Source organism: Pseudomonas sp. FP603, from assembly GCF_030687415.1.
GTDB lineage: Bacteria > Pseudomonadota > Gammaproteobacteria > Pseudomonadales > Pseudomonadaceae > Aquipseudomonas > Aquipseudomonas wuhanensis.
This window is the reverse complement of record NZ_CP117431.1, coordinates 6621989-6648288: the sequence shown is the minus strand read 5'-3', so window position 1 is coordinate 6648288 and position 26300 is coordinate 6621989. Positions and strand designations below refer to the sequence as shown.

Genomic DNA, 26300 nt, shown 5'->3' with positions numbered 1-26300 from the left:
CCGGGTTCATCTCTCGCTCTGTCAGCCAGGCGACAATCTCCAGGAGTTTTCATGGACATGCAGGTTTGGCGTTCGCGCCTGGATACGGGGCAGTGGTTCAGTCATGTACCTGTTCCTTTACAGGATAGTCTGCTGGCTGCGGCCCGGGTTCGGCGCCTGCCATCGGGGCAATTGCTATTCAAACGCGGTGATCCGCCGTGCGGCCTATATGCAGTGCTTGAAGGGGCGGTGCGCATTGGCGCGGTGAGCGAGCAGGGCAAGGAAGCCTTGTTGAGTCTGGTGGAACCGCCGCACTGGTTCGGCGAAATCTGCCTGTTCGATGGCCAGCCGCGAACCCATGATGCCTATGCCGTTGGCCAGTGCATCCTGTTGCACATTCCGCAAACGACGCTGCTGGCGTTACTCGACGAACACCCGGTGTACTGGCGGCAATTGGCGTTGCTGATGAGCCAAAAACTGCGCCTGACCTTCATCAGCCTCGAACAGCTCAGCCTGATGCCAGCTCCGGCGCGCCTGGCTCATCGCTTGTTGATGATCGCCGAGGGCTACGGCGAAATCGATCCGCCGCGGCGTGTCCTGCAACTGCCCCAGGAGCAACTGGCGTCGATGCTGTCGCTGTCGCGCCAGACCACCAACCAACTCCTCAAGGATTTGCAGGGGCAAGGGATTCTGAATCTCAAGTATGGCGAGATCGAGATACTGGATGCCGAGCGGTTGCGAGCGTTGGCGGTGATTTGAAAATGATCGCCACGGTATTGGTGGGCTTTATCCGCGAACGCGCCTAGCCTGTGACAACGATAATCGAGGTGTGCCATGCGTGTGTTGCTAGTGGAAGACGAACCCGAGACCGCCAGTCTCCTGGCCAAAGGCCTGAGCGAAGCGAGTTACGCGGTGGATGTGGCGCTCAATGGCATGGACGGCCGGCGCTTTATCGAATCCGGCGAATACGAACTGATCATCCTCGACGTGATGCTGCCGGGGCTCAACGGCTGGCAGTTGCTGCAGCAGATCCGCAAGCTCGGCGACACGCCGGTGCTGCTCCTCACCACCAAGGACGGCATCGAAGATCGCCTGCGTGGGCTGGAATTGCATGAGGATGATTACCTGCTAAAGCCGTTTGCCGTCAGTGAGCTGGTGAAGCGGGTGCGCAAGCTGTTGCGGCGGGATCGGGGGCGGTAGCGGTTTTAGTGTTGTTTGAGAAATTGCTATCGCGGGCAAGCCCGCTCCCACAGTGGACGTGTGTGAGTCAATGCTTTGTGAGCAACCGAAAACCTTGTGGGAGCGAGGCTTGCCCGCGAAGAGGCCGGAACATACAAAACACCTCTCGGATCTGTCACCGCAACCCATCCCGAAACTGCCCCGGCGTCATCCCGGTCCAGCGTTTGAACGCACGACTGAAGCTGCTGGTGTCGGCGAAACCCAGCAGATAACTGATTTCGCCCAATGAGCACAGCGGGTCGCGCAGATGCAGCAGCGCCAGGTTTTCCCGACTTTCGTTGAGCAGCGTATCGAACCGACAACCTTCGTCCGCCAGGTGCCGTTGCAGGCTGCGTAGACTCAAGTGCAGCGCCTCGGCGATGCGTTCAGCCGCCGGTTCGCCTTCGGGCAATTGCTCTTCAATGGCGTCGCGAACCTTGCGCTCCCAGGTCAGGGGTTTGAGTTGCGCCAAGGTGCGTTTGAGCACGGTTTCATTGTGCTCGGCCAGTTCCGGGTTGGCGTCGTCCAGATGGCTGTCGAAGTCCAGCAGAGCGAACTCCAGTCGGTCCTCATCGGCGTTGAAATACACCGGCGAGCGGAACACTTTGTGCCATTGATGCGGGTCGGCAGGTTCCGGACGCCGCAAGTACACCGCCAGGGGGGCGTAGTCCCGGCCCAGGCGATTGCGGCAGGTGCGCACGTAAATCGCCGCGAAGGCGTCGATGGCTTCGAAAGCGGGCGCGGGGTTGCCTTGGGGGATTTTCAGGCGGAAGCAGTAACGATCCTCAGCGCGGATCAACTCCAGATCCAGCGCGTTGCTGACCACTTGGTGATAACGCACGATGCGCTCGAAGACTTCCCGCAGGCTGCCGCTGGCCACCAACGCATAACCCAGCGCATGAAACGTGGTGGGGCTGACGAAACGCGACACCCGCAAGCCAATCGACGGATCGCCGCTGACCTGTACCGCGATTTGCCACAGGCGCGTGGTACCGGATAACGGGTAACGGGCGTTCGGGTCGTCCATCAACTGCGGGTCGAGCCCCGCCTGTTGGCACAGGGCTGTGCTGTCGAACCCCAGCGCGTCGAGCTGCTTGCGCAGGGCGCGGGTCCAGCTGGCGAGGGAGGTCGGTTCAGTCATGTTGATTGGCGCGTCCGGTCAACAGGTTGGCGTTCACGGCTACCGCTCTGTAAATCATCACAGGGCAGGATGCGAACATCAATAACCAGAGGATGGAAGCATGGACGGTACTTCTGCAAGTCCCCAGCGACTGAATGCAGCACAGCGATCAGCGCATATTCGCGAGGTGGTATTGGCCAAGGGCGTCGAACTGCGTCAGCGCTACCCGATTCTCAATCATCAGGACGCCTTGGGCGCGGGCATTCTGGCCTTCGCCCTGGCCGGGATGGTCGGTTCGGCAGCGCTGTACATCACCGGGTACATGGCCTGGTGGGTATGCCTGTTACTCAACGCGTTTTTCGCCTCGCTGACCCACGAGCTGGAGCATGACCTGATCCACAGCATGTATTTCCGCAAGCAGCGCGTGCCGCACAACCTGATGATGGGCCTGGTGTGGCTGGCGCGACCGAGCACCATCAACCCCTGGATCCGCCGCCATTTGCACCTCAACCACCACAAGGTGTCCGGCACCGAAGCCGACATGGAAGAGCGGGCGATCACCAACGGTGAGCCTTGGGGCATCGCGCGGCTGTTGATGGTCGGCGACAACGTGATGTCGGCGTTCATCCGCCTGCTGCGGGCCAAGACCCGGGCGCACAAGCTCAGCATCCTCAAGCGTTCTGTGAAAGTCTATGCGCCACTGGCGCTGGTGCATTGGGGGGCGTGGTACGTGTTCCTCGGTTTTCACGCTGCCAACGGCATCGCGCATCTGCTGGGGGCGCCCATCGAATGGTCCGCGACTACTTTGGCGGTGATGCAGGTAATAGACATCGCTGCCGTGGTGATCATCGGGCCGAACGTGTTACGCACGTTTTGCCTGCACTTTGTCAGTTCGAACATGCACTTCTACGGGGATGTGGAGCCGGGGAATGTGATTCAGCAGACCCAAGTGTTGAACCCGTGGTGGATGTGGCCGTTGCAGGCGTTCTGCTTCAACTTCGGCAGCAGCCACGGGATCCATCATTTTGTGGTGAAGGAGCCGTTTTACATCCGCCAGATGACCGTCCCGGTGGCGCATGAGGTGATGCGCGAGATGGGTGTGAGGTTCAATGATTTCGGGACGTTCGGGCGGGCGAACCGGTTTGTGCGAAAGGAAACGACAGAACCACAGCAGGTGCGTGCTGCTCAGGTATGAGCAACGCCTCCGGAAACTCAAGGGCGAAAACGTTCGTCATCAATTTGACCCAAAGGGACGCTACGTTGTGACGCAAGCAGCGATGGTTCGGCGGTTGTTGAGGGTGATTGATATATTCAATTTAGGTCTAATAAAGTAATTAAATATTCCTTTATTGGATGACTGATTTCGCCAATCATCGGCTTAAGGATTGTTGATCAGCGCAAACAGATTTTGAGTTTCCGGGGCCGTCTCCTTGGCAGGGTGCGGTCCCTTTTTTATTCAGGACAAACACCAAACCCTGTGGGAGCGGGCAAGCCCGCACATCAGGTGATTGGTCTGTTATTCTATATGGGTCTTAATAAATAGCTTCTTATTCCTTAACGAATATAACTCTCCTCCCTATACTCGATCAGGAACAGACACGCAGCAGGAGAGCTCCCCCATGCGCAACGAATCAATTCGCTACCTGATTGTGCCGGGCTGGCAAGGATCGCCAGAAGATCATTGGCAAAGTCACTGGCAGAACAGCCTGCCAAACAGTGCGCGGGTGGAGCAGGCCGACTGGCTGACGCCTCGTCGTGAGGACTGGGTCGCGGCACTGGCCGAGGCGATCGCCGCCGACAGCACGCCAGTGATTCTGATCGCACACAGCCTGGGCTGCATCACCGTCGCCCATTGGGCAGCCACGGCGCCGCTGCATTTTTTGCGTCAGGTGCGCGGCGCGTTGCTGGTCGCACCGGCGGATGTCGAGCGTCCGGCTTGCGCGCCAGCCCTGCGCAATTTCGCGCCGATTCCGACCCATTTGCTGCCGTTCCCCAGCCAGGTCGTCAGCTCTGACAACGACGCCGCCGTGAGCGCGCCACGTGCGCTTGAACTGGCGCGCAACTGGGGCGCCGAGGCGGGGATTTTATCGGGTGCCGGGCACATTAACGTGAAGTCCGGTCACCAGCGCTGGGAACAGGGTTTTGCATACCTCTATCGTCTGCAAAACCGCATGGAGCAACACGCCCTGCGCCGCGCTTGAACCTTTTTCCTTGATTTAGAACGCCCCCGTCTCCCGGCGGTTTTGGGCGGGAGTCTGCCATGAGTTTGCATGAAACCTTCGGTCAGCCGCTGCTGACCTTTCCTGACGCGGAAAAAAGCCCGCTGAGCATTCGCGCCAAGGCGTTGGTGTTCGTCGATCCGCGTTCCCGGCAGTTGCGCCAGGAGCTGGAACAACTGGCGCCACGTTCGATCTCGGTGTTGATCCGCGGTGAAACCGGCAGTGGTAAAGAACTGCTGGCGCGACACATCCATCGCGCCAGTAACCGCAGCGGGTTGTTTGTATCAGTCAATTGCGGGGCGATCAGCCCGACCTATGCCGACGCTGAACTGTTCGGCTACGCCGCCGGCAGCTACAGCGGTTCGGCCAGCAGTCGCGCTGGCTGGTTTGGTTCGGCCAATGGCGGCACGCTCTATCTGGACGAGATCGGGGACTTGCCGTTGCCAATCCAGATCAAGTTGCTCGCCGCCCTGGAGAACCACGAAGTCACTCGCGTCGGCGCTCAGCAGCCAAGCCCGGTGGACGTACGTCTGGTGGCCGCCACCAGCATTGATCTGGCTCAGGCGGTGGCTGCCGGGAAATTCCATGAACGGCTTTATCACTACCTCAGCGAAGGCCAACTCGAACTGCCGGCCTTGCGTGAACGGGTGGGCGATATTCTGTCGCTGGCCGAATACTTCCTCGGCATCTACAGCCAACGCCTCGACCTGCCGGTGCCATTGATCAGCGAAGCCGCGCAGCATCTGCTGGAGCAGCACAGTTGGCCGGGCAATACCCGGGAGCTGGAGAACGTCATTCACTTTGCGCTGTTGGTGAGTACCGGCGATGAGATTTTGCCGGAGCATCTGAATCTGCCCGAGGTGCCTGTGTCGTTGGTGCAGATCGAGCAGCAACTCAAAAAAATCCTCGCCAACGGTTCCTCCACCGAAAAAGAGACCTTGAAACAACTGCTCAAAGACACCGGGCTCTTGTAGGCGCGAAGCGCAATCTACGTGGGAGCGGCGGTTGCATGAACAAAATGGAATATGAAAGTGAATAAAAGATATTGTTCGGGAATAAAAAATCCCGGTATTGTCCGCGTCACGCCACCGATGGCACTTCACTGGCACTCGTACTAAACAAGCCCGTCGTCGATGACGACCGTGATTTTTCGATAAGGACACTGCATGAAAAAGGTTCTGTTGTTCACCGCATTGGCGGCTGCCCTGACTGCGGGCCTGGCCCAGGCTGGCGAGAAACTGGTGGTTGCGGCGACGCCGATTCCACATGCTGAAATTCTTGAACTGATCAAGCCAACCCTGGCCAAAGAAGGCGTGGACCTGGAGATCAAAGTCTTCACCGACTACGTTCAGCCGAACGTGCAGGTCGACCAGAAGCGTCTGGACGCCAACTACTTCCAGACCCTGCCGTACCTGAAAAACTTCAACGAAGGCAAAGGCACTAATCTGGTGACCGTGATCGGCGTGCATGTCGAACCTTTCGGCGGCTACTCGAAGAAGTACAAAAAACTGGCTGACCTGCCAAACGGCGCAACCATCGCCATCCCGAACGAAGGCAGCAACAGCGGCCGTGCCCTGATCCTGCTGCAAAAGGCAGGCTTGATCGAGTTGAAAGACCCGAAAAACGCCGTGGCCACACCGAAAGACATCGCCAAGAACCCGCACAACTTCAAATTCAAGGAGCTGGAATCGGCCATGCTGCCGCGTGTTCTGGATCAGGTCGATCTGGACATGATCAACACCAACTACGCGCTGGATGCGGGCCTGAACCCGGCTAAAGATGCGCTAGTGATTGAAGGTGCCGATTCGCCTTACGTGAACTTCCTGGTGGCTCGTCCGGACAACAAGGACAGCGTTGCCATCCAGAAACTGGCCAAGGCTTTGACCAGTCCTGAAGTGAAAGCATTCATCGCCAAGAAATACAGCGGCGCGGTACTGCCGGCGTTCTGATCGATCGCAGTCTCGAACTCCTTCCAGATTTCAACGCCGACGGCTAATACAGCGTCGGCGTGATCGTTCCCACGCTCTGCGTGGGAATGTCTCAACGGACGCTCCGCGTTCGGCTTTTGGATGGGACGCAGAGCGTCCCGGGCAGCATTCCCACGCAGAGCGTGGGAACGATCAGAAACCCAGCCAACGCTTTGGGAGTCCTTCGGCCTCCAGCGGGAGCAAGCTCCCTCGCCACCGAGGAACCTGCTCACCTCAAGATCGTTCAGGCCACGCTGGCCTTCAACGCCTTGCGCAACGCCACCAGCAATTTCACGATGTCCTGCGGATCCAGCCGCTGTGGCACGTTTACGTCAGCCATTTTTCTCTTCCTTGTGATGGTTCGGCCGGGAGTCTGGCCAAAAGCTGTACGTCCTTGGAGGGGTATTTTGAAAAAAAGATCCTTCCTACAGCGCAAAGAAAAATAGTCGTCCTCCACTGCCTCCGCAAAACCGCAGGATAGTTTTTTGCGTGATATCAATATGCTTTAACGGTATTTAAATTGTTCTTTTTATACCTTTAAAGTCGGTTCCTGCCGGGTGGTTATCCACTGCCCATGGACTGCGCCATCGTCGCTTACCGAGCGGCGTACAGGATGTTCAATGACTTTCGACTACGCTTTTATCCTCAGCACCCTGCCGGCGTTTCTCAACGCCGTGGGCGTGACGCTGCAGGTCGGCTTTATCGCCATCGGCACTTCGTTGCTGGTGGCGCTGATCAACGCGACGATTCTGGTGTTTCGCCCCCCCTACCTTCAACGCCTGGTCGGGCTGTACGTGGAGCTGGCACGCAACACGCCACTGCTGATTCAGTTGTTCTTCGTCTACTTCGCCTTGCCGGCCCTGGGTATCAAGGTCTCGGGCTTCGCAGCGGCGATCATCACCATGACTTTCCTTGGCGGTGCCTACCTCACTGAAGTGCTGCGCGCCGGCGTGGATGCGGTGCCCCAGGCGCAACTTGAGTCCGGCCGCTCCATTGGTCTGTCCCACGGGCAATTGCTGCGCTACGTGATCCTGCCGCAAGCCGGCATCCTCAGTTTGCCGTCGCTGTTTGCCAATTTCATTTTCCTGCTCAAGGAAACCACCGTGGTCTCGGCGGTGGCGGTGCCGGAGATTCTCTACACCACCAAGAGCTACATCGCGCTCTATTACAAAACCTACGAAATGCTCGCCGTGCTGACGCTGATCTGCGTGCTGCTGTTTTTGCCGCTGTCGCTGCTGCTCAGCCGTCTGGAAAGGAGGCTCCAGCATGGCCAGTTCGGGTCTTGAGTTGCTCATGGTGTCGTTGCCGCAACTGGGCAAGGGCGCTGCGCAAACCCTGTCGATCTCTTTTCTGAGCATCGCCTTCAGCACCGTCGGCGGCGTGCTCTACGGCGTGTTGTGCATGTTGAATTCAAAATGGCTCAACTCAATCTTGCGGATTTATCTGGAACTGTTCCGGGCGATCCCGGTGCTGGTCTGGCTGTATTTGCTGTTCTTCGGCCTGCCGATTTTTCTCGGGCTGAGCATTCCGAGCTTCTGGTGCGCGGTGCTGGTGTTGTCGCTGTGGGGCGCCAGCGAAGTCGGTGAAGTGGTACGCGGTGCGTTGCATTCGTTGCCGCGCGGGCAGCGTGAAGCGGGGTTGTCGATCGGTTTGGACGGTCCGCAACTCTACGGCTACGTGCTGTTGCCCCAAGCGCTGAAACGCATGACGCCGCCGACCATCAACGTCTACACGCGCATCATCAAGACCAGTTCCCTGGCGGTGTTGATCGGCGTGGTGGACGTGATCAAAGTCGGCCAACAGATCATCGAGCGCACCTACGAATCAGTGCTGATCTACGGCGCGCTGTTCCTGTTTTTCTTTTTCATCTGCTACCCGCTGTCAGCCGCCTCGCGTGTGCTGGAGCGGCGCTGGACGCAAGCATGAATGCATTGATCGAGTTCAAGGGTTTCAACAAGTTTTTCGGCGAACAGCAGGTGCTCGACGGCATTGATCTGAAGGTAAAGCCTGGCGAAGTGATCGTCATCCTCGGCCCCAGCGGCTGTGGCAAAAGCACTTTGCTGCGTTGCCTCAACGGCCTGGAAATCGCTCACAGCGGCAGCTTGAATTTTGCCGGGCGCGAGTTGCTGGACAAGGGCACCGACTGGCGCGAAGTGCGTCAGCAGATCGGCATGGTGTTCCAGAGCTACCACCTGTTCCCGCACATGAGCGTGCTCGACAACCTGTTGCTCGGCCCGCTCAAGGTGCAAAAACGCGAACGCCGTGAGGCCCGCGCTCAGGCGGAGGCTTTGCTGGAGCGTGTGGGGCTTTTGGACAAGCGCGACGCCTTCCCGCGTCAGCTCTCCGGCGGCCAGCAGCAACGCATCGCCATCGTCCGTTCGCTGTGCATGAACCCCAAGGTCATGCTCTTCGACGAAGTCACCGCCGCCCTCGATCCGGAAATGGTCAAGGAAGTGCTCGAGGTGATTCAGGGCCTGGCCCGCGAAGGCATGACGCTGCTGATCGTCACCCACGAAATGGCCTTCGCCCGCGCCGTGGCCGATCGCATTGTGTTCATGGATGCCGGGCGCATCCTTGAGCAAAACCCACCCGAGATTTTCTTTACGAACCCGCAAACCGCACGAGCGCAGCAGTTCCTGGAGAAGTTCTCCTACGTCGCCGCACTACCCAAAACGACTCAAACAAAGGAACTGGAACTGCCATGAAAACTGCCAAGTCTTCTCTGCTGTTACTCCCGCTGTTCGGCCTGGCGCTGCTGGCCGGCTGCAACAAAACCGAAGAACCGACGAAGCCGAAAGTCGCCAGCGTCAGCACCGCACCGGTCGGGTATCTGGAAAAAATCAAAGCCCGGGACAAGCTGATCGTCGGCGTCTTCACCGACAAACCGCCGTTCGGTTTTGTCGATGAGGCCGGGCGCTACGTGGGGTTCGATACCGACATCGGTCGCCAATTCGCCAAGGATCTGTTGGGCGATGAGAACAAGGTCGAGTTCGTGGCGGTGGAGCCGGCGAGCCGGATTCCGTTCCTGCAAAGCGACAAGGTCGACCTGATCCTGGCCAACATGACCGTCACTCCGGAGCGCAAGGAAGCCGTGGACTTCACCAATCCGAATCTCAAGGTTGCGGTGCAGGCACTGGTGCCGCTGGCGAGTTCAGTGAAGAGCCTCGATGACCTTGCGACCCGCACGACTATCGTGACCACGGGCACCACGGCGGATATCTGGCTGACCAAGAATCATCCGGACTGGAAACTGCTCAAGTTCGAGAAAAACTCCGAGTCTTTGCAAGCCCTGGCCAATGGTCGTGGCGACGCTTATGCGCAGGACAATCTGGTGTTGTTCAGTTGGGCCAAGCAGAACCCGGGTTACCGCGTGCTGGAGGACAAACTGGGTGCTGAAGCGCCAATTGCGCCGGCAGTGAAGAAGGGCAATATCGAACTGCGCGACTGGGTGAATGTGGAGTTGGCGAAGTTGGGTGAGGAGAAGTACCTGCTCAAGCTGTATGACCAATATGTGCGTAAAGAGCTGAGCGATGACACCAAGCCGGAGAGCGTGATTGTCGAGGGTGGGAAGTGGCAGGGGTGAGTCTCTAACCTTTGCGGCGATCTCTCGGCCGTCATCGCGGGCAAGCCCGCTCCCACAATGATCTTCAGTAGACACAAAATCTGCGTCCACACTGAACCCTGTGGGAGCGGGCTTGCCCGCGATGGAGGTTTATCAGGCACCGTCTAATCCGGCCAGTACCACGCCGGCTCATCCAGTATCCGCTGCCCGACCATCCCGGTCTGGCCGAAGTTCTTCTCCAGCACAATGCAATTGCATTCCGGGTCTTGCTGCAACGCCGAGATCAAGCGCCGCGCATGAGACACCACCCACACCTGACACTGCTCGGACGCCCGAATGATCAACCGCGCCAACGCCGGCAGCAGGTCCGGATGCAGACTGGTTTCCGGCTCGTTCAACACCATCAACGTCGGTGGGCGAGGGGTCAGCAATGCCGCGACCAGCAGCAGATAACGCAACGTCCCGTCCGACAACTCGGCGGCGGATAACGGCCGCAACAATCCTTCCTGATAAAACTCGATCGCAAACCGTCCGCCCTGCAACGGTTCGATGCTCAGCCGCGCGCCGGGAAAGGCATCGCTGATAGCCGCCTGCAATGCCTCGGGATCGCCGATTTCGATGATGGTCTGCAAGGCTGCCGCCAGGTCGCGACCGTCGTGGTGCAGCACCGGCGTGCGGGTGCCCAGTTGCGGTTGGCGCACTGGCGCGTCGGCGTCACTGCGAAAGTGATCGTAGAAGCGCCAGCGGCGGATGAACTCACGCAACTGCATGACTTCCGGCGAGGTGCGAAAACTGCCGACCTGATCGAACAGGCTGTCGAAGTTCGGCGTGTGCTGCGCCAGCACTTCCCAGCCGCGACCGACCCGAGCGCGAATCATCGGGCCGTCGCGATCCACCAGCAGGCTGGCCGGGCGATAGAACGGCCCGGACCAGATGCATTCCTTTTTGATTTCCGGGTCCAGAGAAAACGCGGAACGACTTGGCTCTGGCAGGCCTAGCGCGATCGAGTAGCTGAAATCTTCGCCGGCAAACCCCAGGCGCAAGCGTTTGGCGCCGTGTCGTACGGTCGCCTCGATCGGGACTTCGCCGTTGCGCATGCGTCGGGTGATGTTTTCGGGGCCGGCCCAGAACGTCGAGTCCAGCCCACCTTCGCGTGCCAACGCATTGACCACGCCACCCTGAGCGGTTTCCGCCAGCAGGCGCAAGGCGCGGTAGAGGTTTGATTTACCGCTGCCGTTGGGGCCGGTGATCAGGTTCAGCCGGCCAAGCGGAATCACCAATTTATTGATCGAGCGGTAATTGGCCACCGCGAGGGTTTTGAGCATGAGTTCCTCATTGATCGTTCCCACGCTCCGCGTGGGAATGCATCCCGTGACGCTCCGCGTCACAGTGGACGCAGAGCGTCCATGGCGGCGTTCCCACGCAGAGCATGGGAACGATCAATGGAGTATAAGGATCGCTCGTGCAGACGTGGAACCCTGTTCTAAGCTCACAGTCGTATCGTCACTGGCACGTTGGTACAACGCAAAGGAGTCTGCATGGCGGGTCCCGGATTGAAATTAATGGTTGGCCTGAGCCTAATCGCCTTGCTGACCGCCTGTGGCGATAAAAAGCCCGTCGAGAAGGACCGCCCGCGAGTCTTCGTGCAAGAGGTCAAGCCATCGGATTACGCCGCCGCGGTGACCCTCACCGGCGACGTCCAGGCGCGAGTTCAAACCGAATTGTCGTTCCGCGTGGGCGGCAAGATCATCCAGCGTATGGTCGATGTCGGTGACCGGGTTTCGGCCAAACAAGTGCTGGCCAGACTCGACCCGAAAGACCTGCAAACCAATGTCGACTCGGCCCAGGCCCAGGTCGTTGCCGAACAGGCCAGGGTCAAACAAACCGCCGCCGCCTTCGTTCGCCAACAAAAACTCCTGCCCAAGGGCTACACCAGCCAGAGCGAATACGACTCCGCCCAAGCCGCCTTGCGCAGCAGCCAGAGCGCGCTGACCGCTGCTCAGGCGCAGTTGGCCAACGCCCGTGATCAACTGAGCTACACCGCGTTGATTGCCGATGCGCCAGGCGTGATTACCGCGCGCCAGGCCGAAGTTGGCCAAGTGGTGCAAGCCACGGTGCCGATTTTCAGCCTGGCCCGGGATGGTGAACGTGACGCGGTGTTCAACGTTTACGAATCGCTGCTGGCCGAGCCGCCGTCGGATAGATCGATTGTGGTCAGTCTGCTCGAGAATCCGAAGATCAAGACCACGGGCACCGTTCGGGAAGTCACGCCGGCAGTGTCCGCGCAGACCGGCACGGTACAAGTCAAAGTCACCCTGGACAGTCTTCCCGAGGGCATGCAGCTCGGCTCGGTAGTGAGCGCCACCGCCAAGCCAGTCGGCAAAACCGCGGTAGAACTGCCTTGGTCGGCCCTGACCAAAAACCTCAGTGACCCGGCCGTTTGGCTGGTGGACGCCGAGGGCAAGGCGCAGTTGCATACGGTCACGGTCGGCCGTTATCTGACCGGCAAAGTCATTGTCAGCGCCGGCCTCAGCGGTGGCGAAAAAGTCGTCACCGCAGGCGGCCAATTACTGCATCCGGGCGTGAAGGTGGAGATCGTCGAAAACACCTATAAGACGCCAACGACAGGAGCCCAGCCATGAAGCGCCTGTTGCTGTTGTCCGCCGCTGCACTACTGGTCGCCTGCTCCAATGAGGAAGCGCCGCCAGAACCGGTTCGGCCGGTGTTGTCCGTGGAGGTGAAAGCGCTCAATCAAGAAGACCTCGGCCGGTTTGCCGGCAGCATTCAGGCCCGTTACGAAAGCAACGTCGGTTTCCGGGTGCCGGGGCGTATCGCCAGCCGTAACGTCGATGTCGGTGCCGAAGTGCAGAAGGGCGCCTTGCTTGCCACCCTTGATCCCACCGATCAACAGAACCAGTTGCGCTCCGCTCAAGGTGATCTGGCACGGGTGCAGGCGCAGCTCATCAACGCTCAGGCCAACGCCCGGCGTCAGCAGGAGTTGTTCAATCGCGGAGTCGGCGCCCAGGCGCAACTGGACATCGCCCAGACCGATCTTAAAACCACCCAGGCCTCCCTCGATCAAGCCAGGGCCGCAGTCGATCAGGCGAAAGATCAACTCAACTACGTCGAGCTGCGCACCGATCACAAAGCCATCGTCACCGCGTGGAACGCTGAAGCCGGGCAGGTGGTGACGGCCGGCCAGCAAGTGGTGACCCTGGCGCAGCCGGACATCAAGGAAGCGGTGATCGATTTGCCCGACACCCTGGTCGATCAATTGCCTGCCGATGTGGTGTTTCAGGTCGCCTCGCAACTGGACCCGAGTATCACCAGCACCGCCGTCGTGCGTGAAATCGAGCCCCAGGCCCAAAGTGCGACCCGTACCCGTCGCACCCGCCTGAGCCTGACCGATACACCGCCAGGCTTTCGCCTCGGCACGGCGATCAGCGTGACCCTGAGCTCCGCGATCAAGCCACGCCTCGAACTGCCGGTGAGCGCGCTGCAGGAAGTCGATGGAAAGTTGCGGATCTGGGTCGTTGATCCGCAGACGCAAACCGTTGCGCCACGGGAGGTCAGCCTGATAAGCCGGACCGATGCCACGGTGGTCCTGGCTAACGGCGTGAAGTCCGGCGAGCGGGTGGTCAGTGCTGGTGTGAACAGCCTCAAACCGGGGCAGAAAGTGAAAATCGATGAGGGCAGCCCGCAATGAAAGGGAGTTTCAACTTATCCGAATGGGCCCTCAAGCATCAGTCGTTTGTCTGGTATTTGATGTTCGTCGCGCTGCTGATGGGCGTGTTCTCGTACCTGAACCTGGGGCGCGAAGAAGACCCGTCGTTCACCATCAAAACCATGGTGATCCAGACCCGCTGGCCCGGCGCGACCCAGGAGGAAACCCTCAAGCAGGTCACTGACCGGATCGAGAAAAAACTCGAAGAACTCGACTCGCTCGATTACGTGAAAAGCTACACCCGCCCCGGCGAATCAACGGTTTTCGTTAACCTGCTCGATACCACCAGCGGCAAGGACATTCCGCAAATCTGGTACCAGGTGCGCAAGAAGATCAACGACATTCGCGGCGACTTCCCGCAGGGCTTGCAAGGGCCGGGTTTCAACGATGAGTTCGGCGACGTGTTCGGTTCGGTGTATGCCTTTACCTCCGACGGCCTGTCGATGCGCCAGTTGCGCGATTACGTGGAACAGGTGCGTGCCGAAATCCGTGAAGTCCCGGGCTTGGGCAAGGTCGAGATGATCGGCGAGCAGGATGAAGTCTTTTACCTGAACTTCTCCCCCCGCAAACTTGCCGCCCTCGGCATCGATCGACGCCAGGTGGTGCAGAGCCTGCAATCGCAGAACGCCGTGACCCCAGCCGGGGTGATCGAGGCCGGTCCGGAGCGGATTTCGGTGCGCACCTCAGGGCAATTCGTCTCTGAGAAAGACCTGGCCAACGTCAACCTGAAGCTTAACGATCGCTTCTACCGCCTGGCCGACATCGCCAACATCAGCCGTGGCTACGTCGACCCGGCCACCCCGGAGTTTCGCTTCAACGGCCAGCCGGCCATTGGCCTGGCGATCGCCATGAAGAAGGGCGGCAACATTCAGGACTTCGGCAAGGCACTGCACCTGCGCATGGACGAGCTGACGGCCGACCTGCCGGTGGGTGTTGGCGTGCACAACGTTTCCGACCAGGCTGAAGTGGTGGAAGAAGCGGTCGGCGGCTTCACCAGTGCGTTGTTTGAGGCGGTGGTGATTGTGCTGATCGTCAGCTTCATCAGTCTCGGCGTGCGCGCCGGGCTGGTGGTGGCGTGTTCGATTCCGTTGGTGCTGGCGATGGTCTTCCTCTTCATGGAATACAGCGGCATCACCATGCAGCGGATTTCCCTCGGTGCGCTGATCATCGCCCTCGGCCTGCTGGTGGACGACGCGATGATCACGGTGGAGATGATGGTTACGCGCCTGGAAATGGGCGAAACCAAAGAGCAAGCGGCGACCTTCGCCTACACCTCGACGGCGTTCCCGATGCTCACCGGCACGCTAGTCACCGTGGCCGGTTTCGTGCCGATCGGCTTGAACGCAAGCTCCGCCGGTGAGTACACCTTCACGCTGTTCGCGGTGATCGCGGTGGCCATGCTGGTGTCGTGGATCGTCGCCGTACTGTTCGCCCCGGTGCTCGGTGTGCATATCCTGAGCGCCAATGTGAAACCTCACGACGAAGAGCCAGGGCGCATCGGTCGGGCGTTCAATGGCGGGTTGCTCTGGGCGATGCGCAATCGCTGGTGGGCCATCGGCATCACCGTGGCGCTGTTTGTGCTCTCTCGGTGTTTTCCATGCAGTTCGTGCAGAGCCAGTTCTTCCCGTCCTCGGACCGCCCGGAAATTCTCGTCGACCTGAACCTGCCGCAAAACGCTTCGATCGCCGAAACCCGCATGGTCGTGGATAAGCTCGAAGCGACGCTCAAGGGCGACCCGGACATCGTGCGCTGGAGCACCTACATCGGTGAAGGGGCGATCCGTTTCTACCTGCCCCTCGACCAGCAATTGCAGAACCCGTACTACGCGCAACTGGTGATCGTCAGCAAAGGCCTGGAGTCACGCACGGCCCTGACGGCACGTCTGCAAAAGCGCCTGCGTGAAGAGTTCGTCGGTGTCGGCAGTTACGTCCAGGCCCTGGAAATGGGCCCGCCGGTGGGGCGGCCGATTCAGTACCGGGTCAGCGGCAAAGACATCGATCAGGTGCGCAAACACGCTATTGCTTTGGCCACCGAACTGGATAAGAACTCGCACATCGGCGAGATCATTTACGACTGGAACGAGCCGGGCAAAGTGCTGCGCATCGACATCGCCCAGGACAAGGCGCGGCAACTGGGGCTGTCGTCGGAAGACGTGGCGAACCTGATGAACAGCATCGTTGTCGGCTCGCCGGTGACGCAGGTCGATGACGATATCTACCTGATCAATGTGGTCGGTCGCGCCGAAGATGCCGAGCGCGGCAGCCCGGAAACGCTGCAAAACCTGCAGATCGTCACCCCCGGCGGCACCTCGATTCCGCTGTTGGCATTTGCCACGGTGCGTTATGAACTCGAACAGCCGCTGGTGTGGCGTCGCGATCGTAAACCGACCATCACCATCAAGGCTGCCGTGCGCGACGAGATTCAGCCGACCGATCTGGTGCAACAGCTGCAACCGGACATCGACAAATTCGCCGCCAGTTTGCCGGTCGGCTACAAAGTCGCCACTGGCGGTACGGTGGAGGAAAGCGGCAAGGCCCAGGGGCCGATTGCCAAAGTCGTGCCGTTGATGCTGTTTTTGATGGCGACCTTCCTGATGATCCAGTTGCACAGCGTGCAGAAGCTGTTCCTGGTGGCCAGCGTCGCGCCGCTCGGGCTGATCGGTGTGGTGCTGGCGCTGATCCCGACCGGCACGCCGATGGGCTTCGTGGCGATCCTCGGGATTCTGGCGCTGATTGGCATCATCATCCGCAACTCGGTGATTCTGGTGACCCAGATCGACTCTTTCGAGAAGAGTGGTTATACGCCGTGGGACGCGGTGGTGCAGGCCACGGAACATCGGCGCCGACCGATTTTGTTGACGGCGGCGGCAGCGAGCCTGGGGATGATCCCGATTGCCCGGGAAGTGTTCTGGGGGCCGATGGCCTACGCGATGATTGGCGGGATCATCATCGCGACGTTGCTGACGCTGCTGTTTTTGCCGGCGCTGTACGTGGCTTGGTACAAGGTTCGTGAGCCGAAGAAAGAGGTGCAGTAAGGCGAGCGCTGCGCGCTCATCGCGGGCGAGCCCGCTCCCACAGTGATCGAGTCGTTCGGGCAAACTCGGTCCCTGTGGGAGAGTAAGGGCGAACGCTTGCGTCATCGCGAGCAGGCTCGCTCCCACATTGGATCGCGTTCGCCTGGACAACTCGGTTCCTGTGGGAGTGGGCTTGCCCGCGATGGCGTCCTGTCAGACTACACCGGCTTACGCCAAACACTCGCCAACCAAGGCTGCTGCTCCCGGGGCAGCCCCGCCGGCCGGTAGTAATGCTCCAGCTCCACAAAACCCGCCTCAGTCAGCAACTCCTGCCACGCCTGAAGATCGTAATACGCGCCATAACGCGGCCCGTTCCAGCCTTCCTGATTCTCCCCTCGCGGATTGGAACTGAACAACACCCCACCCGGCTTCAACGCCTCGCGCAGTTGCTTCAATACTCGCGGTAACTCCTGACTCGGGATGTGGAACAGCACCGCATTGGCAAAAATCCCGTCAAACCGCTCGGCCGGCAAATCGAGTTTCAGAAAATCCTGCTGCCAGACTTCGCAACCACTGTCTTCGCGCGCCATCTGCGCAAGCTTTTCCGAACCGTCGAGGCCGACTGCGATGTGGCCTAGGCGCGTGAAGGTTTTCAGGTCACGGCCAGGGCCGCAGCCAAAGTCGAGAAGGGTGAACGGCGCCTCACCCTGAATATGTCGCAGCAGGGCATCGATGTTCTGGCTGACATCGTGATCGCGAGTACCTTCACGGAAGTCTTCAGCCACCGCGTTGTAATGGCCCAACGTGGTGGAGGTGATCTGCTCCAGATCGGCGGGAGTCTGTTTCATGGTTGGCTGCGCAGGCAATGGGGATGTGTCGAATATACGCCATGAAGCCGGGGGCTGCTGCGCAGCCATTCGCGGGTTGTTGGGTGGCGGCTGTACGCAGGTTAGTAGGCCGGTCAATAGGAAAACCGGTGCGCCCGAGGGTGCCCAGCGTACAGCCACCAAAATGCCAGACAGAAAACACCAATGCCCGATCGGCGCCCTTGAGTTGATCACCACACTGATACGCCGTGACCGAGGCGCAGCGCAACAGATCCGCCACATAGAGCTGGGCATCTTCGAAGCTCACGTCAAAGGGATCTGGCCTGCTGGCACTCTGATTTACCTGTGCGAAAAATTCCCTTCTGGAGTGGGTCATTAACTGTGGCAGCGGTGCTTTTGTGGCGAGGGAGCTTGCTCCCGCTGGGCTGCGAAGCAGCCCCAAAGCCATTCCATGAGGTGGGTCAGATAAACCGGGGGGGCAGGTTTTGCGATTGCTGCGCAATCGAGCGGGAGCAAGCTCCCTCGCCACAAAAGCCTGCGACCTCCACCATGCTTAGCGCTTGTTGAGGCCCCGAGCCAACCGATCCCCACCCAACTGAATCACCGCCACCAACACCACCAGCAACACAATCACCGTCAACATGATCTGGCTGTCAAAGCGCTGATACCCATACCGATAAGCAATGTCGCCCAACCCACCAGCGCCAATCGCCCCGGCCATGGCCGAGGAGTTGATCATGGTCACCAAGGTAATGGTGAAGCCACCGACAATCCCCGGCAGCGCTTCGGGCAGCAGCACATGCCAGACGATATGCCAGCGTCGGCAGCCCATCGCCTGCGCCGCTTCGATCAACCCATGGTCGACCTCGCGCAAACTGACCTCGGCAATGCGTGCGAAGAACGGCGTGGCCGCAATGGTCAGCGGCACCACGGCAGCCCAAACACCATAAGTAGTGCCAACGATCAGCCGCGTGAACGGAATCAACGCCACCATCAAAATCAAAAACGGAATCGAGCGAAACAGATTCACGAACGCGCCCAATGCGCGGTTCAGCGCCGGTGCTTCGTAGATCCCGCCCTTGGTGCTGGTGACCAGAATCACCGCCAGCGGAATGCCCGCCAACAACGCAATCAGCGACGACACACCCACCATCAAAAAGGTGTCGATAAAACCCTGAAGCAACCGATCAAACCACATAACCCAGCACCTCCACCTGTTGCGCCCAGTGGCCGGCGCGCTGACGCAATTCCTCGGTGCCGAGGGACGAACCGGTCACAGCCAGCAGCAATTGCCCGAGCGCATGCCCCTGAATCCGTTCCACGCCCCCTTGCAGCAAGCGCACGCGGCCACCGAGGGCGCTGAACAGCGCCGCCAGGTCTGGCTCGTCGCTCGCGCTGCCGGTGAATTGCAAACGCAGCACCACAGCGGCATCCGAAGACTGCGGTTGTGGACGCAAGCGGCTTTGCAGCTCTTGCGGCAGACCGTGTTGCAGCGGTGCGAGCAAGGTCTTGCTGACCTCATGTTGCGGGTTGCCAAAGACTTCCCAGACCGGCCCTTGCTCGACGATTCGCCCGTGCTCCAACACCACCACCCGATCACAGATATCGCGGATCACCGCCATCTCGTGAGTGATCAGCACGATGGTCAAATCCAGCCGTTGATTGATCTCGCGCAACAGGCCGAGGATCGATTGCGTGGTCTCCGGATCAAGGGCCGAGGTCGCCTCGTCGCACAGCAGAATTTCCGGGTCATGCACCAGGGCGCGGGCGATGCCGACGCGTTGTTTCTGCCCGCCGGAAAGCTGCGCCGGATATGCCTTTTGCTTGCCTTGCAGGCCGACCAGTTCCAGCAGTTCACGGACCTTCTGTTCACGCTTTTGCTTCGGGATACCCGCGACTTTCAGCGGCAATTCGACGTTCTGCCAAACCGTCTTGGCCGACATCAGATTGAAGTGCTGGAAGATCATGCCGATCCTCCGTCGCAGCGCCACCAGGCGGTCTTCACCGAACTCGCCGATGTCGACCTGATCGATCAGCACCCGCCCGCTGCTCGGTTGTTCGAGGCGGTTGATAGTGCGGATCAGCGACGACTTGCCGGCGCCGCTGCGGCCGATGATGCCGAACACTTCGCCGTGCTGGATCGCCAGGTCGATGCCGTGCAAGGCCGCCACCGGACCTTGCTGGCCGTTGTAGGTTTTGCCCAGGCCGATGAAACGCAGGTGGGCGCGATTGAGGTCTGGGTGCAGTTCGGTTTGTGTGGCGTTATGTGGCTCCGGAAGTTCCAGTCGCCGTTGGATAGCGGCCGTCATACTCAGCTTTCCCAGCCGGCTTGATAGAGTTTGCCGTGGGCCTTATCCAGCGCCGCACGAACGGCCGGCGAATGCTGGTAGATGTCGACGAATTTGAGCAGGCGCGGGTCGGTTTTGCTTTTCGGCTGGATCACAAACTGGATCACGTATTCCTTGTGATCGAGGCCATCGAACAGCAGGGCAGAGCTGGCATCGAAGGTCTTCGACAGACGGATATAGGCCGGGTAACCCTGGACCAGATCCGCATCGTCGTAGGCGCGCACCAGTTGCACGGCTTCGACTTGAAGGATTTTGATTTTCTTCGGGTTGGCGATGATGTCTTCTTCGGTGGCCTTGTAGCCGACGCCCGGTTTGAGGGTGATCAGCCCGGCCTTGGCCAGCAGTTGCAGGCCACGACCGCTGTTGATCGGGTCGTTGGCGATGGCCACGCTGGCGCCTTCGGGCAACGCGTCGAAGCTTTTGTATTTTTTCGAGTAGAGGCCGACGTTATTGATGATGCCTGGGGCGAACGGCACCAGGTCAAACCCGGCGGCGGCCTTGGCGTTTTCCAGGAAGGGGATGTGCTGGAAATAGTTCACGTCGATATCGCCTGAGGCGAGGCTGACGTTGGGGGCGATCCAGTCGCTGAACTCCACCAGTTCAACTTTCAGGCCTTGTTTGTTGGCTTCTTCTACGGCTGCTTCCAGGGGAATGGCGAAGGCGGCGGTGGTGCCGACTTTCAGTGGTGCGTCGGCGGCGAAGGTGATGGAGCTGAAGAGGCCGAGGGCCAGGGCCAGTGCCAGTGCCAGTGCCAGTGCTTTGACTGGGTGGTTGAACAGTTTTTTGGTCATGATGAGTTTTCCAGTCAGTGCATTGAAATTTTGGTGTCTGTTCGGACCTCATCGCGGGCAAGCCGCTCCCACAGTGTTCTCGGGTGTTCACACAATCCCTGTGGGAGCGGGCTTGCCCGCGATGCTTTTAGCGGCGAAAAGCCGATCCGGTGTGTTGCTCGGGCAAATGCGCCTCGCCGTGAAACAGTTTTTCTCGCAGGCTGCCGTCGTCATAAGCGGTCTTGTACGACCCCCTGCGTTGCAACTCCGGAATCACCAGCTCAATGAAATCCACATAGCTTTCCGGCGTGACAATCCGCGTCAGGTTGAAACCATCCAGCCCTGTTTCCGCGATCCACGATTCCAGCTCATCGGCCACTTGCTCGGGCGAGCCGACCACGGTGATGTAGCGGCCACCGAGGGCGTGTTGTTCCAGCAGTTTGCGGCGGGTCCAGTCGTTGTTTTGCAGGTTCTTGGTGGCGGACTGGATGGCGTTGCTCTTCACGTACTGGATCGGTTCGTCGAGTTCGTACTCGGAAAAATCGATCCCGGTGGACGCCGAAAAGTGCGCCACGCCCGCCTCGGCGCTGGCGTAGCTCAGGTACTCGGCATGCTTGGCCCAGGCCAGCGCTTCGGTGGCGCCGACGATCACGTTCAGGCCCATGAACACCTTGATGTCCCAAGGATTGCGCCCGGCCTCGACGGCGCTGGCGCGAACCTTGTCCACTTGAACCCGTGTCGCCGGTTTGTTCTGGCCGCTGATGAACACGCACTCGGCATGCCGACCGGCGAACAGCAGACCACGATCGGAACTGCCGGCCTGGAACAGCACCGGCGTGCGTTGCTGCGACGGTTCGCAGAGGTGATAACCCTCGACCTGATAGAACTCACCCTTGTGCTCGACCTTGTGCACTTTCTCGGGTTGGGCATAGATCCGTTGCTCGCGGTCGTTGAGTACCGCGCCGTTTTCCCAGCTGCCTTCCCAGAGTTTGTAGAGCACTTGCAGGTATTCATCGGCCTGGTCGTAGCGGCGGTCGTGTTCCACCTGTTCGCTCAGGCCCATGGCCTTGGCGGCGCTGTCCAGATAGCCGGTGACGATGTTCCAGCCGACCCGTCCGCGACTCAGGTGATCGAGCGTCGACAGGCGTCGGGCGAACAGATACGGCGGTTCGTAAGTCAGGTTGGCGGTGAGGCCGAAGCCAAGGTTTTTTGTCACTGCGGCCATAGCCGAAACCAGCAGCAGCGGGTCGTTGACCGGCAACTGGATCGACTCTTTGAGCGGCACGTCCACCGAGTTTTGATAGACGTCGTACACGCCGACGATGTCGGCGATGAACAAACCGTCGAACAGTCCGCGTTCCAGCAATTGAGCCAGTTCAGTCCAGTATTCGATGGTTTTGTATTGAGTGGAATTGTCCCGTGGATGGGTCCACAGGCCATGGTTGATGTGCCCGATGCAATTCATGTTGAAAGCATTGAGCAGGATCTTCTTTTTACTCATTAAATGGTCCCCCGCAACGGCGGGTTTTCATCGTTGAGGTAGTAATTGCCCACCGCGTGATATTTCCAGCGCACCGGGTCGTGCAGCGTATGCACCCGGGCGTTGCGCCAGTGGCGATCCAGGCCGTGTTCGACCAGGGTCGCCTGGCTGCCGGCCAGTTCAAACAACGTGCTGCCGGCGGCGAGGGAGATTTCGGTGCTGATGGCCCGGGCTTCGGCGACGGCAATCGATGCGGCGGCGACGGTCTCGGCATTGGTGTTGGCCTGGGCCTGGTCGAGGAACTCTCCGGAGCGTTTCAGCAAGGCTTCGGTGGCGTGCAGGCGAATGCTCAAGTGGCCGAAACTCTTGATCGTCAGCGGGTCTTCGGTGGCTGTTTCATGCGTGGCGTCGATCCACGGCCGGGTTTTGGTCCGCACGAAATGCAGGGCATCTTCATAGGCGGCGCGGGCGATGCCGGTGTCGATGGCGGCGTGGAGAATCTGTGCCAGCGGGCCGACGGTGGTCGGGCGTTCGAACGCGCTTTGAAACGGGATCACATCCCCGGCATTGACGTAGACATCCTCGAACACCACCGAACCGCTGCCGGTGGTGCGTTGGCCGAATCCGCTCCAGTCGTCGATCACCGTCAGGCCTTTGCTGTTGCGCGGGACGAACGCCAGTTGCTGCACGCCGTTTTCGTCCACCACTGACGTCGGGATGCGCTGGGCGTAAATCGCGCCGGTAGCGTAGAACTTGCGGCCGTTGATGCGGTAGCCGCTGCCATCGCGCGTCAGGCGGGTGACGCGATCATGGGCGGTTTTTGTGCCCAGTTCCGCGAGTGCATTGCCGAAGCGCTGGCCGGCTAACACTTCGGCGTAGAGACGTTTTTTCTGCTCGTCGGTGCCATTCACGCGCAGCACCTCGAGGGCGTAGAAATGGTTCTGGGGAATTTGTCCGAGGGAACCGTCGGCCTGGGCGATCAACGCGATGACCTTGGCCAGGGTGACGTTGGAAACCTCTGCGCCGCCGTATTCTTTTGGCACGCTGATACCCCAAAGACCCGAACGGGAAAACACTTCCAGTTCCGGGTATGGCAAACGACGTTCGCGGTCGCGCAGGGCGCTGTCACGTTTGAAATCATCGGCCAGGTCACTGGCGACGATCAGGGCTTGCTCATCGCTGGTGATGACCGCGACGTGGTGGGAAAGAGTCATGGTCATTAAATCCAGGAGTGGCGAGCGGGGAGTGTGCCGTTAAGGCGATAGGCGCCGACCGCGTGATATTTCCAGCGCACCGGGTCGTGCAGCGTGTGCACTCGGGCGTTGCGCCAGTGGCGGTCGAGGTTGAATTCGGCGAGGGTCGCGCGGCTGCCGGCCAGTTCGAAGAGCTTTTCGCTGGCCAGCAGCGAGATCTCGGTGGTCAGCACTTTGGCTTCAGCCACGGCAATCGAGGCGCGTGCAGCGGACTCGGCGGTAAGCGGTGCGGCGTTGACCTGGTCGAGAACTTGCCCGGCCTTGTGCAGCAGTGCTTCGGCGGCGTGCAGTTCGATTTTCAGCTTGCCGATGTCGGCGATCACATAGAGGTCGTCGCTGGCCCGTTCGACCTTGGCGTCGATCCACGGTCGTGCGCGTTTTTGCACAAACTCGATGGCGTCATCGATGGCGCCCCGGGCGATGCCGGCGTCGATGGCTGCTTGAATCAGCTGCGACACGGCGCCTTGGGTATTCGGGCTGTCGTTGATCTTCCAGTTATCCACCACCAGCTCGGCGTCGACCCGCACGTTGTTGAGCAAAAGGGTGCCGCTGGCGGTGGTGCGCTGGCCGAAACCCGACCAGTCATCAACGATGCGCAGGCCTGGGGTACCACGACGAACGAAGGCCAGCACTTGCTTGCCGTCGTCGTTCAGCGCCTTGACGGCCACCCAGTGGGCGAACAGGGCGCCGGTGGAATAGAACTTCTGGCCGTTGATGACGAAGCCATCGCCGGCGGCGGTGATCCGTGCCTTGAGCTCCAGGGTGTTTTTGGTTCCGCGCTCCGGCCCTGCGTTACCGATTCGCCAACCTTCGAGCACGCTTTTGAACAGCTGTTTTTTCTGCGATTCGGTGGCGCTGCCGAGTATCAGGTTGAGAATCCCGAACTGGTTCTGCGGGATCTGCCCCAAAGCCGGGTCGGCCGCGGAAATGATCGCGAACACCGAGGCTAAGGTGACGAACGAAACCTGCGGGCCACCGTACTCACGGGGGATAGCAATGCTGCCCAGGCCGCTGCGGGTGAACTGTTCGATTTCCGACCACGGCAGCTTGCGCTGCTGGTCACGTTTGGCGGCTTGCAGGCGGGCGACTTGCGCCAGCTCATGGGCAGCCTTGATGGCTTGTGCGTCGTTGCGCAAGACCTGCGCGGGCAACAACAATGGGGCGATGTCCAGATCACTCTGGACGATTGCATCTGCCAGACTGGACATCAGTGCCGCTCCTTGGCTGCACGCAATGCCCTGGCGATTTGCACTGGGGTGATTGTGTTCCGGACCATACCTACCTCACATCTCATGAAAGCGCCGCAAGGGTTGCGGCGAATGAAAAACACGAATGTCCGGTGGTCCGGTGTATATACCCTAAGCGTGTATAAATAATTAATGAACTAACTTTTAGGAATATGTATAGAAGGTGACATCGCTCGAATGGTCGGAGCCCCTGTGGCGAGGGAGCTTGCTCCCGTTCGGCTGCGCAGCAGTCGCAAAAACCGTTAAGGGGGTTCAAGTTGAAAGAACGCGTTTGTCGGTTTCAGGGGCGCTTCGCACCCCAGCGGGAGCAAGCTCCCTCGCCACAAAAAGCCCTCATGACACAACAGGAGTGTTGCTACAGGGGCTCACCGCTTTCGGGGCTCCGCGGCCATGAGCACTTCTTTCGGCGGCACTTTCAGATAGGGATTGGCACAGCCGATCTTCAGTGTGCGTGCCGGTGCCCACCGCGAGTTGTTACCCACGCGGTCGAGGATGCAGTAGGTCACTTCCAGTCGAAGGTCTTCGCCAGCTTCGAGAATGATCGCCGGGGGCACCCAGACCTGAATCGGCTGACCCACATCGCAAGCCTTGAGCTTTGGCAGGTCCATGCGCACATCGCCCCAACGCAGGGTGATTTCGTCGTCGGCGGCCATGTTCAGGTAAGGCTCGATGGTCAACGGAACACCGCGTTTGACCTGGTTCGGATTGACCCCCTGACGGCGAATGGTCTCAGGGATGAATACGGGCGCCAGGCTCTGGTTTTCCTCATCGCAAAGAAGCAGGCCACCCGGGCAATCGAGCTTGATCTGGACGCGCGCCGCCGGTGATACCGTCGGCCCCTGTCCGACCTGCATGACCTTGTAATGGACGCGTGCAGAACCATTGGCAATGAAGCTTTCCGGCACCCGCAGGCTCACGGTTTTGCCGCCATGGTCGGGGCCCAGGACACTGGAGGCCACATAGCAGTTGTTCCAGAACAGCTCGATCAGATCGCCTTCATCCATACCGGAGTAGGGCGCCACGTCGATCATAAGGTGAGCGGCAGAGGTGATATTGATGCCGGCCTTGTGGCTTTGCGCCAGGGTCGGGGCTGCAAGTTCAGATTTGTTTGAAGTGCTTGTCATGGGTTTCTCTCCTTGAAGCTTTGCCGCGAAGTCCATTTCTGAAAGATCGAAAGGCGTGAATTACCAAGCAACAAAACGATTCACTATTTGCGCGCTTAAACAATGATTGAGTGGGATGGCTGTTGCCTGTTGGAGACTAGATAAGAGTGCGTTTGAATAGGTGTCAATAGCGTTGGTTGGTTAAAGGTTAGTTCTTGCGTGATTCAGAAAGCTCCTACGCGGCGTGGTTAATAAACCGCATCGCTCTGTCGAACAAAGTCCAATATTTGGTGGGTTTTAGGCCTCTGAGGCAGTAACCCTTTGAGCGTAAACAGCCAGAGGTTTTATAGATTTTAGGCGATATGAATCTGTTGCAGGACATATATATGTACCGCATGGGGCGGCGGGGAGTTATTTATGATGAGGGCGAATCAAGTAAGTCGTTGAAAGCTGCTATAGGCTTTTATAAA

The 26300-nt window shown here is 59.7% G+C and carries 22 protein-coding genes and 2 pseudogenes; 13 read left to right on the top strand and 11 right to left on the bottom strand.

From position 1 onward, the window contains the following. Positions 1-51: 51 nt before the first annotated feature. Both PSH65_RS30655 and PSH65_RS30650 read left to right on the top strand, forming a co-directional pair. Positions 52-738 carry a Crp/Fnr family transcriptional regulator gene (locus tag PSH65_RS30655; RefSeq protein ID WP_305424239.1) on the top strand — a complete coding sequence of 229 codons (687 nt, stop codon included), beginning with the start codon at positions 52-54 and terminating at the stop codon, positions 736-738. Between the two features lie 75 nt (positions 739-813). Further along, the gene (locus PSH65_RS30650; protein ID WP_030131593.1) at positions 814-1179 is read left to right on the top strand and encodes a response regulator; all 366 of its coding nucleotides are present in this window, start codon (positions 814-816) and stop codon (positions 1177-1179) included. Positions 1180-1333: 154 nt separating this feature from the next. Here the strand turns inward: PSH65_RS30650 and PSH65_RS30645 are convergent, their stop codons facing one another. After that, the gene (locus PSH65_RS30645) at positions 1334-2338 is read right to left on the bottom strand and encodes an AraC family transcriptional regulator (protein ID WP_305424238.1); all 1005 of its coding nucleotides are present in this window, start codon (positions 2336-2338) and stop codon (positions 1334-1336) included. Positions 2339-2438: 100 nt separating this feature from the next. Between PSH65_RS30645 and PSH65_RS30640 the strand changes: the two genes are divergently transcribed. The 8 genes from PSH65_RS30640 to PSH65_RS30605 all read left to right on the top strand — a co-directional run bounded on the left by PSH65_RS30640 (position 2439) and on the right by PSH65_RS30605 (position 10086). Next, positions 2439-3512, top strand: coding sequence for a fatty acid desaturase (locus PSH65_RS30640; RefSeq protein WP_305424237.1), 1074 nt, complete (start codon positions 2439-2441; stop codon positions 3510-3512). Between the two features lie 424 nt (positions 3513-3936). After that, positions 3937-4518, top strand: a complete 582-nt coding sequence (locus tag PSH65_RS30635; protein WP_305424236.1) for an alpha/beta hydrolase — start codon at positions 3937-3939, stop codon at positions 4516-4518. 59 nt (positions 4519-4577) lie between these two features. Continuing rightward, positions 4578-5510 (top strand): sigma 54-interacting transcriptional regulator, encoded by a 933-nt coding sequence (locus tag PSH65_RS30630; protein WP_305424235.1) that lies wholly within the window; start codon positions 4578-4580, stop codon positions 5508-5510. 192 nt (positions 5511-5702) lie between these two features. Then, positions 5703-6485, top strand: a complete 783-nt coding sequence (locus PSH65_RS30625; protein WP_305424234.1) for a MetQ/NlpA family ABC transporter substrate-binding protein — start codon at positions 5703-5705, stop codon at positions 6483-6485. Positions 6486-7123: 638 nt separating this feature from the next. Then, positions 7124-7789: an amino acid ABC transporter permease gene (locus tag PSH65_RS30620; RefSeq protein WP_305424233.1), complete on the top strand. Its 666-nt coding sequence runs from the start codon at positions 7124-7126 to the stop codon at positions 7787-7789. Next, on the top strand, positions 7770-8429 hold the full coding sequence (locus PSH65_RS30615) for an amino acid ABC transporter permease (RefSeq protein WP_305424232.1): 660 nt from the start codon (positions 7770-7772) through the stop codon (positions 8427-8429). Before PSH65_RS30620 ends, PSH65_RS30615 begins: the two co-directional genes overlap by 20 nt. Beyond that, positions 8426-9208, top strand: coding sequence for an amino acid ABC transporter ATP-binding protein (locus PSH65_RS30610; RefSeq protein WP_305424231.1), 783 nt, complete (start codon positions 8426-8428; stop codon positions 9206-9208). The genes PSH65_RS30615 and PSH65_RS30610 overlap by 4 nt, the downstream gene beginning before the upstream one ends. After that, positions 9205-10086, top strand: a complete 882-nt coding sequence (locus PSH65_RS30605) for a transporter substrate-binding domain-containing protein (protein ID WP_305424230.1) — start codon at positions 9205-9207, stop codon at positions 10084-10086. The genes PSH65_RS30610 and PSH65_RS30605 overlap by 4 nt, the downstream gene beginning before the upstream one ends. 143 nt (positions 10087-10229) lie before the next feature. On the opposite strand, the gene PSH65_RS30600 is transcribed toward PSH65_RS30605, so the two are convergent. Beyond that, positions 10230-11390, bottom strand: coding sequence for an AAA family ATPase (locus PSH65_RS30600; protein WP_305424229.1), 1161 nt, complete (start codon positions 11388-11390; stop codon positions 10230-10232). Between the two features lie 213 nt (positions 11391-11603). Here PSH65_RS30600 and PSH65_RS30595 point away from each other — a divergent pair, with 213 nt between their 5' ends. The 3 genes and pseudogenes from PSH65_RS30595 (at position 11604) to PSH65_RS30585 (ending at position 16823) form a co-directional block, all read left to right on the top strand. Beyond that, on the top strand, positions 11604-12707 hold the full coding sequence (locus tag PSH65_RS30595) for an efflux RND transporter periplasmic adaptor subunit (RefSeq protein WP_305424228.1): 1104 nt from the start codon (positions 11604-11606) through the stop codon (positions 12705-12707). Continuing rightward, complete coding sequence (locus PSH65_RS30590; RefSeq protein WP_305424227.1) at positions 12704-13771, top strand: efflux RND transporter periplasmic adaptor subunit; 1068 nt, start codon at positions 12704-12706, stop codon at positions 13769-13771. Before PSH65_RS30595 ends, PSH65_RS30590 begins: the two co-directional genes overlap by 4 nt. Then, positions 13768-16823: pseudogene (locus PSH65_RS30585) on the top strand (efflux RND transporter permease subunit). The gene PSH65_RS30590 and the pseudogene PSH65_RS30585 overlap by 4 nt, the downstream one beginning before the upstream one ends. 197 nt (positions 16824-17020) lie before the next feature. On the opposite strand, the gene PSH65_RS30580 reads toward PSH65_RS30585, so the two are convergent. The 9 genes and pseudogenes from PSH65_RS30580 to PSH65_RS30545 all read right to left on the bottom strand — a co-directional run bounded on the left by PSH65_RS30580 (position 17021) and on the right by PSH65_RS30545 (position 25851). Next, a complete protein-coding gene (locus PSH65_RS30580) occupies positions 17021-17650 on the bottom strand; it encodes a bifunctional 2-polyprenyl-6-hydroxyphenol methylase/3-demethylubiquinol 3-O-methyltransferase UbiG (RefSeq protein ID WP_305424226.1) in 630 nt (209 codons plus the stop codon). A gap of 163 nt (positions 17651-17813) precedes the next feature. After that, a pseudogene (locus tag PSH65_RS32030) lies at positions 17814-18077 on the bottom strand (hypothetical protein); the annotation flags it as partial. A gap of 105 nt (positions 18078-18182) precedes the next feature. Continuing rightward, positions 18183-18827, bottom strand: a complete 645-nt coding sequence (locus PSH65_RS30575; RefSeq protein WP_019581723.1) for a methionine ABC transporter permease — start codon at positions 18825-18827, stop codon at positions 18183-18185. Then, positions 18817-19938: a methionine ABC transporter ATP-binding protein gene (locus tag PSH65_RS30570; RefSeq protein WP_305424225.1), complete on the bottom strand. Its 1122-nt coding sequence runs from the start codon at positions 19936-19938 to the stop codon at positions 18817-18819. The genes PSH65_RS30575 and PSH65_RS30570 overlap by 11 nt, the downstream gene beginning before the upstream one ends. Before the next feature lie 2 nt (positions 19939-19940). Then, a complete protein-coding gene (locus PSH65_RS30565) occupies positions 19941-20768 on the bottom strand; it encodes a MetQ/NlpA family ABC transporter substrate-binding protein (protein WP_305424224.1) in 828 nt (275 codons plus the stop codon). 127 nt (positions 20769-20895) lie between these two features. After that, positions 20896-22248: an LLM class flavin-dependent oxidoreductase gene (locus PSH65_RS30560; protein WP_305424223.1), complete on the bottom strand. Its 1353-nt coding sequence runs from the start codon at positions 22246-22248 to the stop codon at positions 20896-20898. Further along, positions 22248-23441, bottom strand: a complete 1194-nt coding sequence (locus tag PSH65_RS30555; RefSeq protein WP_305424222.1) for an SfnB family sulfur acquisition oxidoreductase — start codon at positions 23439-23441, stop codon at positions 22248-22250. The genes PSH65_RS30560 and PSH65_RS30555 overlap by 1 nt, the downstream gene beginning before the upstream one ends. Positions 23442-23446: 5 nt before the next feature. Further along, entirely contained in the window at positions 23447-24688 is a 1242-nt protein-coding gene (locus tag PSH65_RS30550; RefSeq protein ID WP_305424221.1) for an SfnB family sulfur acquisition oxidoreductase, read from the bottom strand. A gap of 404 nt (positions 24689-25092) precedes the next feature. Then, entirely contained in the window at positions 25093-25851 is a 759-nt protein-coding gene (locus tag PSH65_RS30545) for a hypothetical protein (protein WP_305424220.1), read from the bottom strand. Positions 25852-26300 lie beyond the last annotated feature (449 nt).

Bases quoted from the DNA above. Each gene is read 5' to 3' on its own strand.
- PSH65_RS30655 (WP_305424239.1), top strand. From the start codon at position 52: ATGGACATGCAGGTTTGGCGTTCGCGCCTGGATACGGGGCAGTGGTTC.
- PSH65_RS30650 (WP_030131593.1), top strand. From the start codon at position 814: ATGCGTGTGTTGCTAGTGGAAGACGAACCCGAGACCGCCAGTCTCCTG.
- PSH65_RS30645 (WP_305424238.1), bottom strand. From the start codon at position 2,338: ATGACTGAACCGACCTCCCTCGCCAGCTGGACCCGCGCCCTGCGCAAG.
- PSH65_RS30640 (WP_305424237.1), top strand. From the start codon at position 2,439: ATGGACGGTACTTCTGCAAGTCCCCAGCGACTGAATGCAGCACAGCGA.
- PSH65_RS30635 (WP_305424236.1), top strand. From the start codon at position 3,937: ATGCGCAACGAATCAATTCGCTACCTGATTGTGCCGGGCTGGCAAGGA.
- PSH65_RS30630 (WP_305424235.1), top strand. From the start codon at position 4,578: ATGAGTTTGCATGAAACCTTCGGTCAGCCGCTGCTGACCTTTCCTGAC.
- PSH65_RS30625 (WP_305424234.1), top strand. From the start codon at position 5,703: ATGAAAAAGGTTCTGTTGTTCACCGCATTGGCGGCTGCCCTGACTGCG.
- PSH65_RS30620 (WP_305424233.1), top strand. From the start codon at position 7,124: ATGACTTTCGACTACGCTTTTATCCTCAGCACCCTGCCGGCGTTTCTC.
- PSH65_RS30615 (WP_305424232.1), top strand. From the start codon at position 7,770: ATGGCCAGTTCGGGTCTTGAGTTGCTCATGGTGTCGTTGCCGCAACTG.
- PSH65_RS30610 (WP_305424231.1), top strand. From the start codon at position 8,426: ATGAATGCATTGATCGAGTTCAAGGGTTTCAACAAGTTTTTCGGCGAA.
- PSH65_RS30605 (WP_305424230.1), top strand. From the start codon at position 9,205: ATGAAAACTGCCAAGTCTTCTCTGCTGTTACTCCCGCTGTTCGGCCTG.
- PSH65_RS30600 (WP_305424229.1), bottom strand. From the start codon at position 11,390: ATGCTCAAAACCCTCGCGGTGGCCAATTACCGCTCGATCAATAAATTG.
- PSH65_RS30595 (WP_305424228.1), top strand. From the start codon at position 11,604: ATGGCGGGTCCCGGATTGAAATTAATGGTTGGCCTGAGCCTAATCGCC.
- PSH65_RS30590 (WP_305424227.1), top strand. From the start codon at position 12,704: ATGAAGCGCCTGTTGCTGTTGTCCGCCGCTGCACTACTGGTCGCCTGC.
- PSH65_RS30580 (WP_305424226.1), bottom strand. From the start codon at position 17,650: ATGAAACAGACTCCCGCCGATCTGGAGCAGATCACCTCCACCACGTTG.
- PSH65_RS30575 (WP_019581723.1), bottom strand. From the start codon at position 18,827: ATGTGGTTTGATCGGTTGCTTCAGGGTTTTATCGACACCTTTTTGATG.
- PSH65_RS30570 (WP_305424225.1), bottom strand. From the start codon at position 19,938: ATGACGGCCGCTATCCAACGGCGACTGGAACTTCCGGAGCCACATAAC.
- PSH65_RS30565 (WP_305424224.1), bottom strand. From the start codon at position 20,768: ATGACCAAAAAACTGTTCAACCACCCAGTCAAAGCACTGGCACTGGCA.
- PSH65_RS30560 (WP_305424223.1), bottom strand. From the start codon at position 22,248: ATGAGTAAAAAGAAGATCCTGCTCAATGCTTTCAACATGAATTGCATC.
- PSH65_RS30555 (WP_305424222.1), bottom strand. From the start codon at position 23,441: ATGACTCTTTCCCACCACGTCGCGGTCATCACCAGCGATGAGCAAGCC.
- PSH65_RS30550 (WP_305424221.1), bottom strand. From the start codon at position 24,688: ATGTCCAGTCTGGCAGATGCAATCGTCCAGAGTGATCTGGACATCGCC.
- PSH65_RS30545 (WP_305424220.1), bottom strand. From the start codon at position 25,851: ATGACAAGCACTTCAAACAAATCTGAACTTGCAGCCCCGACCCTGGCG.